An 18,752-nucleotide genomic window follows, 5' to 3' on the forward strand; every position below is an offset into this window, starting at 1 on the left:
CCTCCATTTCCCTTCCCCTGTTATAGATATTTTCTCTGCACACTCCGTCCATCATAAGTGAACAGCATATCCCGGTTCTCCACATGCGTTTCAATATGAACCGGCCTGCCCCACAGGCGATGGACATAAGGGAGCACCTTTTCCAGATACTTGATATCAAGCTCCACATCCTCGAACCAGTGCTTAAGGTAGAGTTCCCCGCTCTTCATGTAGTCGCCGTCATTGACCGTGATATAAGGAAACCCTCCATTGACCCTCATGCTCACCAGCTGATCTCGGACTGCGGTCCACTCTTTATCGACAATCTTATAATCTTTTCCTTGCTTCTGGAAGAGGTACATATCTTCCCTCATCACAAGGTCCTTCGTTAAATAATTGCGCAAGAATGAAATATCCGATTCAATTTCGCGGACCTCGAACATTTTATCCCGCCCAGAACCTGGTTTCACCCCGCGCTTCTTCATTTCTTCCGTAGGGTTGTCGTAGCGCTCTTCAATATCTTCAAAGATCTTAAGTCCCAAATAATAAGGGTTGATTCCTGTGCGTGATGGCTGCACGACCCCTGCATTCAGCTTGGCGAATTCGATTGCTTCCCCGCTTGTCAGATCCATCTCGCGGATGATCCGCTGATGCCAGTAGGAAGCCCAGCCTTCATTCATGATCTTCGTCTCAAGTTGCGGCCAGAAATACAGCATCTCCTCCCTCATCATGGTAAGGATATCCCTTTGCCAATCAGTCAGTTCGCGGCTGTATTGTTCAATGAACAGAAGAATATCCTTCTCAGGCTGAGGAGGGAATTTTTTCTTCACTTTTTTCGTATTCCTCTTTTTCGGCTTCTCGTCAAGCGACCATAAATCATCATAAGGAGTGGCTGCATTCACTTCTTCTTCCACCCACTCCACATCATCCATCGTCCAGGAAAGTTTCGGCCGCATCAAGGAAGGATCGATATGTTCATCAATGGCGAGAACAGCGTCAAGGAAATTTTCCACTTCCTGTTTACCATGTTCGATTTCATACCTTCTTACACGATCGGCCGTAGCCGCCATGCTTTCGACCATATCGCGCTTTGTATTCTGAAACCGAACATTGTTTTTGAAGAAATCGCAGTGAGCAAGAACATGCGCCACAATCAGCTTGTTTTGAATCAGCGAGTTGGAATCCAATAGAAACGCATAGCATGGATCCGAATTGATCACTAGCTCATAGATTTTACTCAGACCCAGATCATATTGCAGCTTCATTTTGTGAAATTGCTTCCCAAAGCTCCAATGAGAAAAACGGGTCGGCATCCCGTATGCACCAAATGTATATATGATATCAGCAGGGCAGATCTCATATCTCATCGGATAAAAGTCGAGACCGAATCCGGCAGCTATTTCAGTGATTTCACCAATCGCATTCTGCAATTGCTTTTGTTCCTCTTGGTTCATGGTCATCCCCCTCTACATACTCTTATCTCAATGTATGAGAAGAAGATGGGATTCATGAGAAGAAAAGTTGTCTAAATACCCAAGCGTAAGATTTCCCAACTCCCCCTTTTTTAAAAAAGGACTGGATCCGTTTTTAAAAACGGATCCAGTCCAATTGATCAGGAGAGAACCTTCCTTATCTTATAAACAGGAAAGAGTGTCAGTCCCAACAGCGAAGCCGATAGTGTAAATACAGTTTCAACGCTCGTAACCTCCATAAGCAACCCGACGCCAACGGAAGATAATCCGAAGATGAGGGTCGTCAATGCACCCTGTGCCGCATATACCTTCCCTATTTCCCCGGCAGTTACTGTTTCCTGCAAAAAGGTTTGAAGGATGATGGTCTTAATTTGGTCAAAAAAACCGAAGACCAGGGATAAAATCAGTGCAAATAACGCCGAACTATTCCAGGCGAAGATAAATGTTGCTATCGAGGTCATCAGCATGCACACAGGCAGCCAACCGCTCCTCTTCGATGAAAAATAACCATGCATCCTGTATATCAGATACGATGCTAAAACCAAGCCAATGAAAAAACTACTGTTGATGAATCCCCACCACGCCTCGCTTCGATTCAGGATCAGGTCTACATATAAATATAGGACCGCAGCTATCCAAACAGCGCCAGCTGCAGATTCAATCGCATAAATAACGAACAGATTCCTCAGGCTCTTATTCTTCCCCACTTCCGACCAGCCTTCCCCGAATTGTTCCCACCAATGTCTTTTCTGTTGGAGCGTGGTACGGGGGATGACCGGAAGCCTGAGCATATAATACGTACTGATCAAAAACAATAGTATGACCAGTGCAAGTAATATACTTTCATTCAATGCAGCAACAAGCAAACCACCAACGGCCCAGCTCGAAAATTGGATCGTTTGATCGACGGTTGACAAGAACCCGTTTGCCCCGAGCAACTCTTCCCTCTTCACAATGAAGGGGACATATGCATTCCTCGCAGGAAGTGCCCATCCATCCATAAAGGAAATCAAACCAGCGACTCCAAGATAGATCCAACCATTCCCCAGTGACAAAACAACAAGCGAAAACATGAGAACAAGCAGCATTGTCTTTACAAGCTGTGAGTATGCAATCAGCCATTTCAGTTGAGTCCGGTTAAGAAGCAGCGGTACCATTACGCTGCTTAGGAAGCGTGAAGAAGTAATCACAAGTGGTACGATGGTCAGGTATAAAGGCGATCCAGTCACATGATCGATCAGTGAGATCAATGCCACCACATAGAAGATATCGCCCATGTTTGCTAGTGCCTGTCCGACCCAAAGATGACGAAATGATTGTGAAGCCATGTCTTTTCCTCCCATTATTCAATTTTTTCAAGGATAAAAAAGACATATCACATAGGGGAAAGCTCCTCTCCATTTCGCATTGATTAATTTTAACAAATTATTCAGAAAATAAAAAGCTATACAAAAAAACAATGAACTGACTTGATCGCGTCAATCCGCATCATGTCAGTTCATTGTTGTGTCATGGCTGTTCGTTGACAGCAATATTCAATATCTTCTCATTATCAAGATCATGGATCACCTTGACGATGACTTTCTTTTCTTTGCCGTTATCTTGAACGGTGAATTCAAAATTATCAGCGAGTTTGCCCTCATCGATCTTCTGTCGACCCTGATACTTATAATCCTTCAATGCTTGCCCTGGATAATCTTCCTTTATGACGGCTGTCGCGATGCGCCCGAACTTTGCATAATCGGACGGCTGTGGCTGCTCCGCATGAACAGCGGCTGTGAAGTTAAGACAAAATAGCGCCGTCACCAGCATGATTACATGTTTCATTCCATCACCTCTTCAGTCTTTTCATTAGATAGGATGTAGTAAAAACACAAAAATATTCACCCAATAGAAGGAAAGCCCGTATATGCAGGAGTGCCAAGTTTTTCAGCGAAATGATTGACGCTTTTCTTCACACAATAAGCTTACCCCCTTCAAAAGGAGGGAAACAAAAGTGAACAAAGTCGATTATGACCGGGCCCTGTATTATACCCACCGGTCCGAATGGGATAACCTACTCATTCTGATGGTAAGGACAAAAGATGACCTTCTTTCAAAAAGAATCGAACATTTCTTGCACGCGTATCACTTTTCAAAAGATTACACTGTTGTTGAACGAAGTCTTTACACATTAATGAGATATATCGAGCACGCAAATTATACCTTCGGTGTCGAGCAACCACTTGAGGAGACATTTGCTGAAATGTAAGAAGAGAATTCCACCTAACCTTGCCGATTTAACAGGATTCACTGTTGAATCGGCTTTTAGTATGTGCAACTAGATGGTGCTTTATGTATGGAAGGGTTTCGAATACCCTACCAATCACCCTCCCATATAAAAAGAGACCGACATCGAGTGTCAGTCTCTCTTCCGTGCTTCTTCCTTCACGGCCTCCGCTGCTTTTACGTATACTCTCAATTCCTTTACCAAGTCATCAACCAGCTTCGCCGGTTCAGACAACAATCCGTCATTGTCGTAATCAAAGCAATGTGGATCAAGCACAAGCTGCTTCGGGATGACATTTGCATATACACCCCTCGCCACGATGCGAAGATTATTCAGGCAATTGATCCCGCCTTTTCCCCCACCTGCACATGACAGCAATGCCACGGGTTTATGTGCGAATTGTTCGCTGCTCAAAAAGTCCAGTGCATTCTTCAATGCACCGCTCATGCCGCCGTGATACTCGGGTGAAGCTAAGATGACCGCATCGGCACCCTTCACTTTTTGCTTGAGGGCTTTAACGGAATTAAGATCCGCTTGCTCCTGTTCCCCTGTATAAAGTGGCAGGGACCCATCACTGAGATCGATTAGATCCGTTTTATACGTCCTCGCAATGAAACGGGCTGCAATACCTGTGCGTCCCTTCTTTCTTGGGCTGCCACTGATGATTAATATATTCATTTCTAACGTCCTTTCTATTTTCAAGCCAGATTATGTTTCACGGCATAAAGCGCCGCCTGTGTCCGATCGGATACTTCGAGCTTTGAGAAGATATTGGAGATATGCGTCTTGACCGTCTTTTCCGTTATAAATAAGCTCGAAGCAATCTCTTTATTGCTTTTCCCTTTAGAAAGCTCTACCAAAACATCTTTTTCCCTTTTTGTGAGGGCGTGGATTTTATGGGGAGGATCTTGTTTAGAAATCCTGGTGAGCAGGTGGTTCGTTGCCTTCGGATGCAAGGAGTTTTCCCCAGACAACAGCTTGCGGATGCTCGAGACCAGTTCATCCGGTTCGATATCTTTCAATTGATAGCCTGCTGCACCCGCTTCAATGGCAGGGATGACATGATTTTGGTCGGAGAAGCTCGTCAGCATGAGCACTTGGATGGAAGGATGGCTCTGCTTGATTTCTTTCGTGGCTTCGATCCCATCCATGACCGGCATCATGAGATCCATCAAGATGACGTCCGGTTTCAGGCTATCCGCCATTTTGACCGCTTCCGCCCCATTCTGTGCTTCTCCCACGATTTCGATGTCCTTTTGTGTTTTCAAAAAGAAGACAAGCCCCCTTCTCACTACATGGTGATCATCTGCAATCAATATACGAATCGTCATATGGTCCTCCTAATAAGGTATCTTCACGGTTAATTTTGTCCCTTTTCCCAATGCACTTTCAAGCTGGAATACTCCGCCCATTCCTTTCACGCGTTCCCTCATGCTTCCGATCCCGATGGAAGCGAGCGGCTGTTCTTCATCGTACTGAAAACCGTAACCATGATCTTCGATGACTAAAGCAATCTTATTGCCCTCATCTTTCAGGAGATAGCTGATTTCCAACACGCCTGAATGCTTTTTACAATTATTCAGCGCTTCCTGGCTGACCCTCCATAACACTTCTTCCACTTTGGAACTTAGAGAGATGACTCCTTCCACCTTGGGTTGAAGACGTAGGCCGAGCATATCAGAATAACCCTTTACCGCCTCCACCAACCCATTTTCAAGTCCGTGCGGGCGCAGCTGCCAAATGAGGGCGCGCATCTCCGACAAGGCTTCCTGTGCAAGGGTCTGAACGGTCTGGAATGTTTCCTTCACTTCATGCTCATCGGTCATTTCCGCACCGCCGCGCGCAGTAAGCGTTAACGAGAATAATAACTGATTGACAGAATCATGCAGGTCTCTTGCCAGCCTGTTCCTTTCAGCAAGCAACGCAACTTCCTGCTCTTTTTTAGTCAGCGCGATCCTTTTAATCGCGGAGCCTATTTGAAAGGCCACGGATTCGAGCAATGCCAACTCATCTTTTGTGAAATGCGTTTTGTTTGGAGCGGCTACATTCAATAGCCCATATGCTTCATCCCCCGATTGGAGCGGGATGGTTGCATGATAGGTGATATCGTTTGTCTTTCCCCTTTTTTCCTCGATGGCTTTCTCAATCCGTTGACATTCGATGATATTGGAAGCTTTCGTCAGCTTCCCCTTTCGGAATCGATTAACGCACCAACAGCCGCCTTCATGCAGCAATTCACATCCGTTGTGCTGGAGTGATTCCGGAAGTTCTTCATATGAGGCAAGCTGGTGCTTTCCATCCCCCTCTATAAAGAAGATCCAGCCGGTTGTAAAGGTTGTGCCCTTGATCAATTTTTTCAAAGCGCCATGCAGCATATCACACTGATCCGTTTCATTATTCAGGAATTCGGCGATTTCTTTCAAGAGCTCTATATTTGAAAGTGCCTCCTCTTGCATGATCATCGTCCTCTCATAACACATATTATTATTATACAGTTCAGAATGAAATTCGATATTCGAATAAAGAAGGAATTTTCCTACGACTTTTGACTGAGATTCCCTGATAATCGGGCGGCGCACATAAACAAGGTCCGTCCCTCACTGCTTTAAAGCGGCGAGGGACGGACCTTGAAAAGGTTAATGGATGATGGTTTCCACTTTTGTCATGAGATCTTCGGTCAAGGAAGCCAGTTTCTTATCACTTTCTTCCTGAGTTTGACCGATTACACTGAAGTAGAACTTGATCTTCGGTTCAGTGCCGGATGGACGCAGACAAACCCATGAACCGTCTTCGAGGAAATACTTCAATACATTGGAAGCCGGAAGTTCGATGTTTGTTTCCGCTCCGGTTGACAGTTCGACTTTCTTTCCTGTCTTATAATCTTCAGCCGATACCACTTTAAGGCCAGCAAGTTCACCCAGAGGCTCATCCCTGAATTTCTTGAGGATGCCCTGGATCTGCTCGGCACCTTCCTTCCCTTTCAAGGTAAGGCTCTTCAGTCCCTCCTGATAGTAACCATGACGCTCGAACAACTCATTCAGTACATCATACAGCGTCTTCCCTTGCTTCTTGTAATAAGCTGCCGCTTCTGCTGCCATCAGGACCGCTTGTACAGCGTCTTTGTCACGGGCGAAATCCCCGATCAAGTAGCCGTAGCTCTCTTCATAGCCGAATAAGAACGTGTATTCACCAGACTCTTCATATTTCTTGATCTTCTCCCCGATGAATTTAAATCCTGTCAACACATCCTCCACGGACGCGCCGTATTCCTCGGCGACTTTCCTTCCGAGCTCGGATGTGACGATCGTCTTGAATACCCTGCCGTTTGCAGGAATCATATCCTTCTCCTGTTTACGGGATAAAATATAATTCATGAGGACGGCACCTGTTTGGTTACCTGTCATCAACAGGTACTCCCCGTCTTCACCCTTCACCGCGACACCGAGGCGATCAGCATCCGGATCAGTGGCGATCAGGATATCCGCGTCCACTTCCTCGCCGTAGCGAATCGCTAATTGGAATGCATCCTTATCCTCTGGATTCGGTGACTTGACAGTCGTGAATTCCGGATCTGGACTTGCCTGTTCTTTAACAATCGAGACATTGTCATACCCAAGTGCCTTCAAGCCTCTTTCCGCCATGTTAAGGGCCGTCCCATGCAGAGGAGAGAATACGATTTTCAAGTCCACTTCCTTACTGATCTGTGGTGTTTCAGAGATTGAAATCAAATGATCAAGATACGATTGATGGATCTCTTCGCCAATCATTTTGATCAGTCCTTGTGACTTCAGTTCAGCTTCTGATTTCACGTCAATTTCAAGCTCGTTCTCCACTTCATTTACTTTTTCAATCACGACATCTGCGATATGCGGCGGTAATTGGGCACCGTCTTCCCCATATACTTTATATCCGTTATATTCAGGGGGATTATGGCTCGCTGTCACCACGATTCCTGAGAAAGCGTGTAAGTAACGCAATGCAAATGAAAGCTCAGGAGTTGGGGCCAACTCATTGAACACGTAAGTTTGAATACCGTGACTGGCAAGCGTCTTCGCTGCTTCCATGGCAAACTCCGGTGATTTATGACGTGAATCATACGCGATTGCCACGCCTCTTCGTTTTGCGTCTTCCCCGTTTTCCACGATATACCGGGCGAGTCCCTCAGAAGCTTTCCTTACTGTGTAAATGTTCATGCGGTTCGTGCCGGGTCCGATTTCGCCCCTCATGCCACCTGTACCAAATTCAAGATTCTTATAGAAAGCATCTTCCAATGCTTTTTCGTCATTTTCGATGGAGCTTAAACGTTCCTTTATTTCACGATCGATATGTACATAGTCACTCCATTTTTTATATGATGCATGCCAACTCATTGCGATCCCCTCCTAATGGTGTATAATCATTAATTCTGTCAAAGTTGCACGTATTCCTTTTAAAATCTTTCGCCACATTCCGACAGGATGTAACCGTTCTTATTTTAGCATAATTTCGTGCCTGGATTGTGATGAAAATGACATAGAAATGGCCCTGCCTAAAAATGGGCAGGGCCTTTCATAGAAACGTACTACATTTGAATCGGCGTTTATTTTTTATAATTCACACCATACACATCATGACGGCGGTCTTTCAGCTGCCGCACGGTCCCTGATTGGCGCTGGCGACGCAGCACTTCAAGGTCGACATCCCCGATCATGACCATCTCGATGTTCGGATTCGTCTCCCCGACGATTCCATCACGGGCGAATTCAAAGTCGGAAGGTGCAAAAATGCCGGATTGAGCATATTGGATATCCATGTTCTCCGTTTGTGGAAGGTTGCCGACCGTACCGGAAATAACCGTATAGATCTGATTTTCCACCGCGCGTGCCTGCGCGCAGTAACGGACGCGTAGATAGCCTTGGCGATCTTCGGTACAGAACGGTGTGAAGATGATCTTGGCTCCTTTGTCCGTTGCAATGCGGGCAAGCTCAGGAAATTCAATGTCATAACAGATTTGAATGGCGATTTTTCCGCAGTCCGTATCGAATACCCTCACGGAATCACCCGGTGAGATTCCCCACCATTTCCGTTCGTTCGGCGTGATATGGATTTTATATTGCTTCTCGATCGTTCCATCCCTGCGGAAAAGGTATGCAATATTATAAATTTCGTCATCTTCTTCCTTGACGAAATGGGATCCACCGATGATGTTGACATTGTACCTTACAGCTAAGTCCGTGAAGAGCTCTATATACTCTTCCGTGAAGTCAGTGAGTTTCCTCACCGCAAGACTCGGGGACTTGATGTTCAGGAATGACATGAGCTGCGTCGTGAAGATTTCCGGGAACACGACAAAGTCCGATTTGGCATCGGATGCAACGTCCGTGAAATACTCCACCTGATTCGCAAACTCTTCAAATGAATTGATCTTGCGCATCATATATTGAACGACACAGATCCGGACAGGATAACTCGTCTTGAAATGCCGTTTGCTGGACGGACGGTAATCAACATTATTCCATTCCATCAGCGTGGCATATTTCTGCGACCGCTTGTCATCAGGCAGGTAATTCGGATTGATCCGCATCAGTGTGAAACCGTTCAACAGCTGAAACGACAGGACCGGGTCATAGATCTTATGGCGTCCTACCGAGTCGACATATTCCCTCGGTGACATTTCATCTGAATGTTTATAGTAATTCGGAATGCGCCCACCGATGATGATACTCTTCAGGTTCCACTGCCTAGCAAGATCCTTCCTTGCTTCATACAGGCGGTGTCCGACCTTCATCCTTCGATATTCGGGGTGGACCATCACTTCGATTCCATAAAGATTATACCCATCAGGATTGTGATTGGTTATATATCCATTATCCGTCACATCATCCCAAGTATGGCGATCATCATACTCATCAAAGTTGATGATCAAGCTCGAACATGAGCCAATGATTTCACCATCAAGTTCGGCCACAAGCTGCCCGTCAGGAAATACATCCAAATGACTTTCGAGGTGGGCCACCTTCCACGGATCCATGCCCGGAAAGCAAACCTCCTGCATCTTGATTATATGGGGTATGTCCTTATGCTCCATAGGACGTAAGATCATTTTCTTCTCAAATTGGGATAAATCCAGTTTTTCTGCCATTACTACTCACTCCTCCAAACGCTTATATACCCTTATCATGCACGTGTGAAACAGACTTCATGAGTGCATGCATCAATGTTCTCTTTCATCCTCCATCATTTTACCAAAACACAGGATGCGTTTTGAAGGATTTTGAATCAGGGACCTATTCGTTTGCCGAAATGCTTCATTCACTTTATGATAGAGGAGGATAATTTGGCACGGTTTGAAATTGTTGAAAAACGATCATTTTTTTCTTACCAGGGTTGAAGGATTTACCTTTATAATAGTAAGAAAACAAAAGAAAGGACTTCAAAATGAATAAAAAAGCCGATTCCTTCCTTTTCATTGCCTGGGCAGCATCACTCATCAGCATGCTCGGTAGTCTATTCTTTTCGGAAGTGATGAAATATGAACCATGCGAATTATGCTGGTATCAGCGGATTTTGATGTACCCCTTGGTCATCTTGCTTGGTGCCGCGTATGTGAAGAAAGACTTCAGGATGGCTTTCTATTCTTCCATCCTATCCGGGATCGGGATGTTGTTTTCCATTTACCATTATTCCATCCAGAAGATCTCCGTCCTCTCAGAAAGCGCACCATCTTGCGGACGTGTGCCATGTTCAGGGGAATATATCAATTACATGGGCTTCATCACCATCCCGTTTCTGGCATTGATTGGATTCATCATCATATTCATTACAAGTTTACTGACACTTAAAGCATTGAAGGAGGAACAATAAATTGAAAAAAATCATCATCTTTTTAGTCATAGTCATCGGATTGTTTGCCGCAATCGCCTTAGTGACGAACATGCAGAACAGCCAAAAAGCAGAAGGTAATAAATTCAAAAAGGACAACCTCGATCCTGCAACCGTGGACTTATTGGATGATCCTAATTATCAGAATGTCATCCTACCTGATGAACTGGAGAAAAAGCTTGAAGATAAAGAAGATGTGACCGTGTACTTCTACAGTTCCACTTGTCCTCACTGCAAAAATACAACGCCGATCCTCGCTCCGCTTGCCGAGGAAATGGGAGTGGACATGGTTCAATACAATGTACTTGAGTTCGAACAGGGATGGAATGACTATGCAATCGAGGCCACTCCGACACTTGTTCATTTCGAAGATGGAAAAGAGGTTGCACGCGTTGTCGGAAGTCAGCCTGAAGAGGAATTCAAACAATTCTTCGAAGAATACGTCAAATAAAAGCAGACAACACCTTTGAAGGTCCGTCCCTCAGTGCTTTAAAGCACTGAGGGACGGACCTTCTTTCATCAAAAAAAGAACCGACATTCCTGTCGGTCCACTAATGAGGAGGAATTTCAAGAAGATACATCGTATCTTCGAGTAATTGAGTACTTATTCTATTCCCCACTCAATTATGAATAAAACGTATTTATGAAACTTTCTGAACACTTACTATATCAATAGCTGATTCGCGGCCTTTGAATAGACGCTTAATGAGTGTCCACATTCCGTATCATCTGTAAATTGGTCGAAAGACAATGGAAAGAATAGTCCGAAGCTCTGAAGGATCTGGACATTGTGATAGAACATTTCCTCATACACTTCATCCCTCACTCCACATTCAACGATCGAGATCAGCGTCTGGAGACTTGAAATCACCTGGAACGCCTCCTTCAATGTACCACAATACTCATAATTCCTGGTCGCTGTATGTAGAATTTCCATATCTTCAAATTGCTCAATTTCATCGTCTGTGAAATAATCAGGGAAAATAGTACAATACATATGATTGATCAATTCCTGGATTTTCGTATCTTGTTCATGTGTTGAAGCAAGTAAAACCTTCACCGTCATAACCCACCTTTGTAATGGTTGTAATCTCTCTGTAATAGATACATCTAGGATAACATACATCACTACCCTCAAGTGTGGTAATTATACCCATGGATTTGGTAAAACAGGCGATTGATAAGGACTTATTACCTAATACCACATAAGATTATTGTCATTTAAAGGAGCTTTTTGATGAAAACAATGAGAAAAGGTTCACTCTTTCAACTGGTGATTCCCGAAAATTGGAAAAATGTAACGATTGAGCACATCCTTAAGCAGGAGTGGCAAGCCCCGAAAAAGCTTATACACTCGATGAGGATGAATAAGGATATCAAGGTGAACGGTGAACAGTACCCTTGGGATAAGCCGTTAATCCCTGGGAACATATTGCAGATCGACCTATTCAAGGACATAGCATATGATGTACCTCCAACTTACGGGGACCTAGAAGTGTTATATGAAGATGATCACCTGATTGTCGCCAACAAGCCTGCAGGCATGGACACCCACCCGAACGGTCCTGAAGATACAGAGACGCTTGCAAACCTAATCGCCTTTCATTTTCAAGCAAATGGGGAAACCTGCCGGGTCATGCACATACACAGATTGGACCGCGACACTTCCGGAGCCGTCATTTTCGCCAAGCACCCCTTGGCCAAAGCCATTCTTGACCGCCTGTTGATCGAGCGCAAAGTGAAAAGGACTTACCTTGCACTGGTTCATGGAAAGCTCAAACAGAAAAAAGGGACCATCAGAGAACGAATCGGGCGCGACCGCCATCATGGTACGAGAAGGAGGGTGTCCCCTTCCGGCCAGGAAGCCGTCACTCATTATAAGGTATTAAAAATGAGGGAGAATATGACTCTTGTCGAAGTCACACTTGATACGGGGCGAACCCACCAAATCCGTGTCCATATGAGTCATATCGGGCATCCTTTGGTCGGAGACACCTTGTATGGCGGGAAACCTGTCGTTAAACGCCAGGCCCTTCATGCCGCACGGATTTCCTTCCCGCATCCTCTTACGGGAGAAAGAGTGGAGTGTGAGGCTGAGTGTTTGGATGATGTCGGCCTTACTAATTGAACGTGATCATTCTGCCGCTGCCAGTGCAGCGGTTTTTTTTTGCAAACAAAAAGGGGCCCCTTGACCGCAAACAGCCGGGTACCCCATTCACATTCTTATTTCATTCCGTTCTTGATTGCTTCAGCCACTTGGATTGTGCGGCGAGTCTGGTGTTTTACGGCAGGTTCTACGCCCTCGACCATATTGCCTTCCTGATCGACCGTCACACTAGTTCCGTAAGGGTTACCTCCTGTCGCGAACGAGGATTCATCCGTATAGCCAGGTGCCGCAATGATCGCGCCCCAGTGCATCATCGTCGTATACAATGCTAGAACCGTCTGCTCCTGCCCGCCGTGTGAGTTGCTAGCGGATGAAGTGGCGCTGACAACTTTGTTTGCAAGTTTCCCTTGGAACCAAAGACCTCCTGTTGTATCCAAGAATGACTTCACTTGGGATGGCACATTCCCGAAACGTGTCGGCACATTGAACAAGTAGGCATCCGCCCATTCCAAATCGTCGAGTGTCGCGACCGGGACGCTGTCCTTCGTTTCGTTATAATGCTTCTCCCATGCAGGGTTGGAGGAGATCGCCGCTTCAGGGGCCGTTTCTTCAAAACGAAGCAATTTCACTTCTGCTCCCGCTTCCTTCGCTGCTTCCTCTGCCCATTTCGCCATCTGATAGTTCGTACCCGTTGAACTGTAATACATGATTGCTAATTTAACGTTTGACATAGTAAAAACCTCTCCTTTATATATGAAAAATTGGGGTAATACACAAAAGTTGATTTCCAGATCCCGCTACTTCACAAACTAAAAATTACCTATTACCTGTCTTCCCATTGATGCCCTACTCAAAACGTTCAGATCACAATATCAAGCACTCAAAAATCTCGAATTTGAGATATATAGATAAAAAAACACCAGAAATTATCTCAGTCCTATATATTTCGAATTCAAGATAATCATATAACTCCCACTCTCGATTGTCAACAGATAATTTAAAAAGGTACGTCCCTCATCGCGTTAAAGCGATGAGGGACGTACCTTCAAATTAAAAGTCGAAGTTGTCCGGGTCCGGACCGAATCGTTCGTTTTTGTTCAGGTCGTTGATTTGGTTCATTTCATCTGAGGACAGTTCGAAATTGAATAAATCAGCGTTTTCTTTAATGCGATTTGCATGAACAGATTTCGGGATGATCACGACATCATTTTGCAAATGCCAACGCAGGATGACCTGTGCAGATGACTTACCATGTGCCTCGGCGATCTGCTTCAAAACCGGTTCATCAAGGACTCGCCCTTGAGCAATCGGCGACCATGCCTCCACTGCAATGTTTTCTGACTGACAGAACGATTTCAAATCTCCCTGATTCAGTACAGGGTGACACTCGATTTGGTTGATCACCGGCTTTTCGTTGCTCGTGTTCATCAGATCTTCAAGATGATGCTGATGGAAGTTACTTACCCCGATCGATTTGACTAGTCCCTCACTATACAGTCTTTCAAGTGCTTTCCATGTATCCTTGTACTTCCCTTCGACTGGCCAGTGGATCAAATATAAATCAAGATAATCCATCTCAAGCTTCTTCAGGCTCGTTTCAAAAGCTTTAAGCGTTGTATCATAACCTTGGTCGCTGTTCCACACCTTGGAAGTAATGAACAGGTCGTCCCTTTTCGCTCCGCTTTGTCTTACCCCTTCACCGACACTTTCTTCGTTCTCATAGACGGCTGCCGTATCGATCGATAGATAGCCATTATCAATGGCCGTCTTGACAGATTCAACCGTTTCACGGGGATCCTTCATCTGGAAGACTCCCAATCCGACATATGGAATCTCGATTCCATTATGTAACGTCTTCTTACTCTGTAAGTTTTTTAACATGTAGCATCCCTCCTTTTTTTATCTTACTAAAATCGCCAGTCAATACGCGAATAATATGTTTCTAGCGTTCATCCAACCTTTAAGATTCACAAATTTCACATAAACGATTCAAGATTTACACTGTTCCCAGTGAATTAAACTTCTTTTTTTTCAATTAATATTTTGATAAACCTACTCGGGAATGTCCGTCATCCAACACAAATAAAAGAAGGTGCGTCCTTTGACGCTTTAAAGCATCGAGGGACGTACCTTCTTGTGGTGTTGTTTCTGCCGATACATTTCGTTGTCGGCCCTTCTGAATAACTCTTCCATCGTGCCAAGGGACGATTCCATATAAGCGGTTCCGATCGACATGCTGATGGGAAACTCATGCCTGCTTTGATTGAACATGCTGATGCTAGATTGAATCACCTTGACCAGATCGTCAAGGGACTGCAGGGTGCAGTTCTCGATGAGGATGGCAAATTCATCCCCACCTATCCGACAGACGGACACTTTATCCCCGGAAATGTTCCTTAAAATGTCGGAAGTTTCCATCAGTAATCGATCCCCCATTTTATGTCCCCTGCGGTCATTGATCTGTTTGAGGTTATCCAGATCACAGATGATGAGACCTACCGGGATATCCTCACATTGATCACACTTCTGCATATCGGCTTCAAAGCATTCGCGGTTGAATAAACCGGTCAAAGAATCATGTGTCGCTTTGTATTCGAGCTCCTTTTGAAGGGTCACCTTATCATCTACATTTCGGATGATCCCCTGAATGGCGGTCAGTTCACCATTTTCATAGATGGGGGTGACAAATTCCTCAAAATAGATATACGTTCCCTGTTCATTCTTCCACCGCAGCCTGATAGGTTTAGAATAATCAAGTTTACCTGAAATTTTCCTGAGCAGGATTGGATAGTCGTCCGGATGAACCCGTTCAAAGGCCAGGAATGGATTGGTCTTGCTCTCCTCCATCAAATTCGGGCCCAATACCCTCTCAATGGCAGGACTTAAATATTTATATCCAAAGTCAGGTTTGACCTCGAAATGATAAATAATATCTTGGGAACGTTCCACCAGCTGATAGATCGCCTCCAAATTCGATATTTTCCGTCTATAGAACGCAACCGCTTTACACGCTAAAAAAAGCAGCAGTGCTCCCGTCACGGTGCAAGCTGCAACCAGTAGTATAGAAATCTCAGAGAACATAGAAGCAACCACCTTCACCTCAAAGTCACTACAATCAAACTCTCAATTTTCATTATACTACAAAAACCGTGACAAATTACCTATTTTTTGAAAGGTACGTCCCTCATCGCTTTAAAGCAATGAGGGACGTACCTTTGCTCACGTGATAAATTGATTGGGGTTCCTTCCTATCAGGCTTAGCTTGTGTAGCGGACGGGTCATGGCAACATATTGAAGCTTGATATCAAGTTCGTTCTCACTGCTGAACACTTCATCGATCACCGCAATCATGACGACATCAAACTCCAATCCTTTGGACAGGTAAGAAGGAACTACGACCACTTTATCTTTCGGGATCGATTCCTGTTCCTCAAGCAGTTTGATCGTACCCGGCATGTGTTCATTCAGGATCTTATAAATCCTCTTGCAGTCCTTCATGCTTTTCCCAATGACTGCGAATGTTTGGAAGCCGTCTTCTTTTCCCTGCTTGACTTTCGATTTGATGATGGCTGCCAGCTCTTCTTCCTCTTCGTACGTACAAGCATCCGGTGCATCCCCATGCCTTACCACAGGGTTTACCTTTGGAAATTCATATGGCAGCAGACTCAACAGTTTATTTGCTTCTTCCATGATTTCAATGGTGGTACGATAGCTCTTTTGAAGCTCTGTATAAGTCGCTCTCGGGAACACTTCCCGGTAAACGGGATCCCAGGCTTGAAGACCCCTATAGGAATGGATCCCCTGGGCAAGGTCCCCGACCAGGGTGAACATATCGGTTTCCAATGCCCGTTTCAGTGCATAAAGCTGCAAATAGCTGTAATCCTGGGCTTCATCGATCACGATATTCTTGGCTTTGTGGAATTTATCGACTCCATAAAGATGCGTCTGCAAGTATAAGAGCGGTGCCAAGTCCTCCATTTCAAACCTTTTCTTGGTGAATAGCGCCATCGAATAATTGCAAAGATCCTGTGCCTGACCAAGGTCCAGTTCCCCGCCAGAATAAGCTACCAGCCTTTCAGGATCTGTATAGAGGTCTGAATAGTAGTCTTCCAGTTTCTTTTTTTCGAATTGTTTCATATACATCGAAACACTGGTCCTGACTGCCTTCTTCACTTCATCAAGACGCTCAGCCTTTTTATCCAACGCTTTCGATATATATTCCTTGCGATTACCTGCGCCTTTGCGCTGATACAAGGCTTTCTCGATTCTTTCATCAAAGAATGTTTCCACTTTTTCAATCATTTGTTTCTTATTTGACCGAACATAACTCTGCAGGAGGGACTTGAGTTTCTCCATCCTCCGGTAAATTGGCATATAGGTGTACTCTTCTTTGAAAAGATACGTAAATTTCTTTGCGGAATACAGCTTGTATTTATCCACATAAAAGTCTTCCGTTGGATGAAACCTTTTCTCGATTTCCTCTATATACCGGTCCAAGATCTTTCTGAATGATTTTGACCCTTTGAATCCGGATATCCACGATGCCTTCTCCACCTCAAGATCCTGATCCTGCTCAATCAATCTGATCAACTTGTCATCCTCGATGAGCTTCAACTTCTTCTCAAGGCAAGTCATGACATAATCGGAAAAAGTGGTCTGCCTCACTCTTTCCACCCCTAGCTCGGGCAATGCCTCCGAAATGTAGTCGATGAATAGATTGCTGGGTGCGAGGATCATCAGCTGCCTCGGGTCAAAATGCTGTTTGTAATTATAGATAAAATAGGAAATCCGATGAAGGGCGATCGTCGTTTTTCCACTTCCTGCCGCACCCTGCACGATGATTGGCTTATTCAGGTCGGCCCGGATGATCCGGTTCTGTTCCTCTTGGATGGTGGAAATGATTTCGGTCAATCGATTGCTGGAGCTCTTCGCCAACGAATCCTGAAGAAGTTCGTCCGTGGTGGTCAAGTCGATATCCCTGATTTCTTCAAGGCTGCCATCTTCGATCATATACTGGCGCTTCAACGATAAGTCACCGTGATAAGTCTCCCCTTCGGCTTCATAGGAAACGTCGCCAATCCTTCCCTCATAATAGAGGTTGGCAATCGGGGATCGCCAATCAACAATGATTTGTTCCTGGTTTTCGCGCTGATACAGGGACGTCTTACCGATGTAATGCTTCTCAGTCTTGTCCGACCCTTGATTCATGAAGTCGATCCTGGCGAAGTATGGTTTATTCTTCGCTTTCTGAAGCGATTCCAGCTCTTCCTTGGACATTTCGAAAAAGCTCGAGTTCGTCAGGATATCGATATAGGCCGCACTGGACTCGCCCCAATCAACATCTCCGAAAGCCTTCTCCATATTCTCTTTGTACTTCTCTTTGCTTGATTGTGATGTCTCAATCACCACATCAATGTACCTCTTCGTGAATTCCAGGCGTTCTGATTCATTTGAAAAATCGGGGTGTAATGCTGATTCCTTCGTCATAGCTTTCTCCTTTCAAATGTGGTTGCCGCAATGGAGAAATTAACGTCTCTTTCACACCGGCCGAGGTAACGACTCTCGAGCGGCTTAACACGTTAAATGACACTCATGGAAATCTGTAAAAATTATGTAGGCGTTTGGGAGCAGAAATATATATTATCAGATAATTGGTAAAAGTACAACAGGAATGCGGAGTGGGTTTGGGAGTGGCGGGAATCCGCTTGGATGTGGTGGATATTTATGGTGTCGTTGCGAAATATATAGGTGCAAAACTTAAAGTCTAAAAGCCTCCATCCAAATGTGGTGCGCAAATCTGTCCACGAATGGACTCGTTCGTAGTGGATTAATCCAGTCTTTTAGCCTGAATCTTCGAGGTTTGATCAAGAATCTTTTAGTTTTGACTATAAATCTTCCGGTTTCAATCAATAAACTTCGAGTTCCATCCATAATTCTTTCGATTTTTAGATTTATTCCGTCACTTGGAATATAAATCCATAAACAAAAAGTCGCCATTTAAAAGAGGTTCGTAAATTTATCCACGATCAGACTCGACTATAGCGGAAAAAACCAGTCTCCAGTC

General features: G+C 44.8%; 17 protein-coding genes. 4 read left to right on the top strand and 13 right to left on the bottom strand.

Annotation, left to right across the window (positions count from 1 at the left end; all coding sequences use genetic code 11):
* Positions 1-20 precede the first annotated feature (20 nt).
* From LCM10_RS16190 to LCM10_RS16200, 3 genes are all read right to left on the bottom strand, one after another.
* The gene (locus tag LCM10_RS16190) at positions 21-1,433 is read right to left on the bottom strand and encodes a SpoVR family protein (protein ID WP_224877338.1); all 1,413 of its coding nucleotides are present in this window, start codon (positions 1,431-1,433) and stop codon (positions 21-23) included.
* A gap of 158 nt (positions 1,434-1,591) precedes the next feature.
* Complete coding sequence (locus LCM10_RS16195; RefSeq protein WP_224877339.1) at positions 1,592-2,779, bottom strand: MFS transporter; 1,188 nt, start codon at positions 2,777-2,779, stop codon at positions 1,592-1,594.
* A gap of 181 nt (positions 2,780-2,960) precedes the next feature.
* Positions 2,961-3,278, bottom strand: coding sequence for a DUF3889 domain-containing protein (locus tag LCM10_RS16200; RefSeq protein WP_224877340.1), 318 nt, complete (start codon positions 3,276-3,278; stop codon positions 2,961-2,963).
* Positions 3,279-3,447: 169 nt separating this feature from the next.
* On the opposite strand from LCM10_RS16200, the gene LCM10_RS16205 reads away from it, so the two are divergent.
* Entirely contained in the window at positions 3,448-3,702 is a 255-nt protein-coding gene (locus tag LCM10_RS16205; RefSeq protein ID WP_224877341.1) for a YhdB family protein, read from the top strand.
* 150 nt (positions 3,703-3,852) lie between these two features.
* On the opposite strand, the gene LCM10_RS16210 is transcribed toward LCM10_RS16205, so the two are convergent.
* The 5 genes from LCM10_RS16210 to LCM10_RS16230 form a co-directional block, all read right to left on the bottom strand.
* Positions 3,853-4,398, bottom strand: a complete 546-nt coding sequence (locus LCM10_RS16210; protein ID WP_224877342.1) for an NADPH-dependent FMN reductase — start codon at positions 4,396-4,398, stop codon at positions 3,853-3,855.
* A 20-nt stretch (positions 4,399-4,418) separates the two neighbouring features.
* Positions 4,419-5,051, bottom strand: coding sequence for a response regulator (locus tag LCM10_RS16215; protein WP_224877343.1), 633 nt, complete (start codon positions 5,049-5,051; stop codon positions 4,419-4,421).
* 9 nt (positions 5,052-5,060) lie between these two features.
* The gene (locus tag LCM10_RS16220; protein WP_224877396.1) at positions 5,061-6,176 is read right to left on the bottom strand and encodes a GAF domain-containing sensor histidine kinase; all 1,116 of its coding nucleotides are present in this window, start codon (positions 6,174-6,176) and stop codon (positions 5,061-5,063) included.
* A 180-nt stretch (positions 6,177-6,356) separates the two neighbouring features.
* Entirely contained in the window at positions 6,357-8,090 is a 1,734-nt protein-coding gene (locus tag LCM10_RS16225; protein WP_224877344.1) for a phospho-sugar mutase, read from the bottom strand.
* Between the two features lie 209 nt (positions 8,091-8,299).
* Positions 8,300-9,841: a bifunctional GNAT family N-acetyltransferase/carbon-nitrogen hydrolase family protein gene (locus tag LCM10_RS16230; RefSeq protein ID WP_224877345.1), complete on the bottom strand. Its 1,542-nt coding sequence runs from the start codon at positions 9,839-9,841 to the stop codon at positions 8,300-8,302.
* 296 nt (positions 9,842-10,137) lie between these two features.
* Between LCM10_RS16230 and LCM10_RS16235 the strand changes: the two genes are divergently transcribed.
* Both LCM10_RS16235 and LCM10_RS16240 read left to right on the top strand, forming a co-directional pair.
* Positions 10,138-10,563 (top strand): disulfide oxidoreductase, encoded by a 426-nt coding sequence (locus tag LCM10_RS16235; RefSeq protein ID WP_224877346.1) that lies wholly within the window; start codon positions 10,138-10,140, stop codon positions 10,561-10,563.
* Position 10,564: 1 nt separating this feature from the next.
* Positions 10,565-11,032, top strand: a complete 468-nt coding sequence (locus LCM10_RS16240; RefSeq protein WP_224877347.1) for a thioredoxin family protein — start codon at positions 10,565-10,567, stop codon at positions 11,030-11,032.
* A gap of 213 nt (positions 11,033-11,245) precedes the next feature.
* Here the strand turns inward: LCM10_RS16240 and LCM10_RS16245 are convergent, their stop codons facing one another.
* Positions 11,246-11,641 (bottom strand): DUF5365 family protein, encoded by a 396-nt coding sequence (locus tag LCM10_RS16245; protein WP_224877348.1) that lies wholly within the window; start codon positions 11,639-11,641, stop codon positions 11,246-11,248.
* Between the two features lie 177 nt (positions 11,642-11,818).
* Between LCM10_RS16245 and LCM10_RS16250 the strand changes: the two genes are divergently transcribed.
* On the top strand, positions 11,819-12,709 hold the full coding sequence (locus LCM10_RS16250; protein WP_224877349.1) for an RluA family pseudouridine synthase: 891 nt from the start codon (positions 11,819-11,821) through the stop codon (positions 12,707-12,709).
* Between the two features lie 95 nt (positions 12,710-12,804).
* On the opposite strand, the gene wrbA is transcribed toward LCM10_RS16250, so the two are convergent.
* The 4 genes from wrbA to helD form a co-directional block, all read right to left on the bottom strand.
* Positions 12,805-13,419, bottom strand: coding sequence for an NAD(P)H:quinone oxidoreductase (gene wrbA, locus LCM10_RS16255; RefSeq protein ID WP_224877350.1), 615 nt, complete (start codon positions 13,417-13,419; stop codon positions 12,805-12,807).
* A gap of 319 nt (positions 13,420-13,738) precedes the next feature.
* Positions 13,739-14,569, bottom strand: a complete 831-nt coding sequence (locus LCM10_RS16260; RefSeq protein ID WP_224877351.1) for an aldo/keto reductase — start codon at positions 14,567-14,569, stop codon at positions 13,739-13,741.
* Between the two features lie 228 nt (positions 14,570-14,797).
* A complete protein-coding gene (locus LCM10_RS16265; RefSeq protein ID WP_224877352.1) occupies positions 14,798-15,769 on the bottom strand; it encodes a sensor domain-containing diguanylate cyclase in 972 nt (323 codons plus the stop codon).
* A gap of 138 nt (positions 15,770-15,907) precedes the next feature.
* On the bottom strand, positions 15,908-18,175 hold the full coding sequence (helD, locus tag LCM10_RS16270) for an RNA polymerase recycling motor HelD (RefSeq protein ID WP_224877353.1): 2,268 nt from the start codon (positions 18,173-18,175) through the stop codon (positions 15,908-15,910).
* Positions 18,176-18,752 lie beyond the last annotated feature (577 nt).

The sequence above is a fragment of the Rossellomorea aquimaris genome (genome assembly GCF_020171925.1).
Classification (GTDB): domain Bacteria; phylum Bacillota; class Bacilli; order Bacillales; family Bacillaceae_B; genus Rossellomorea; species Rossellomorea aquimaris_F.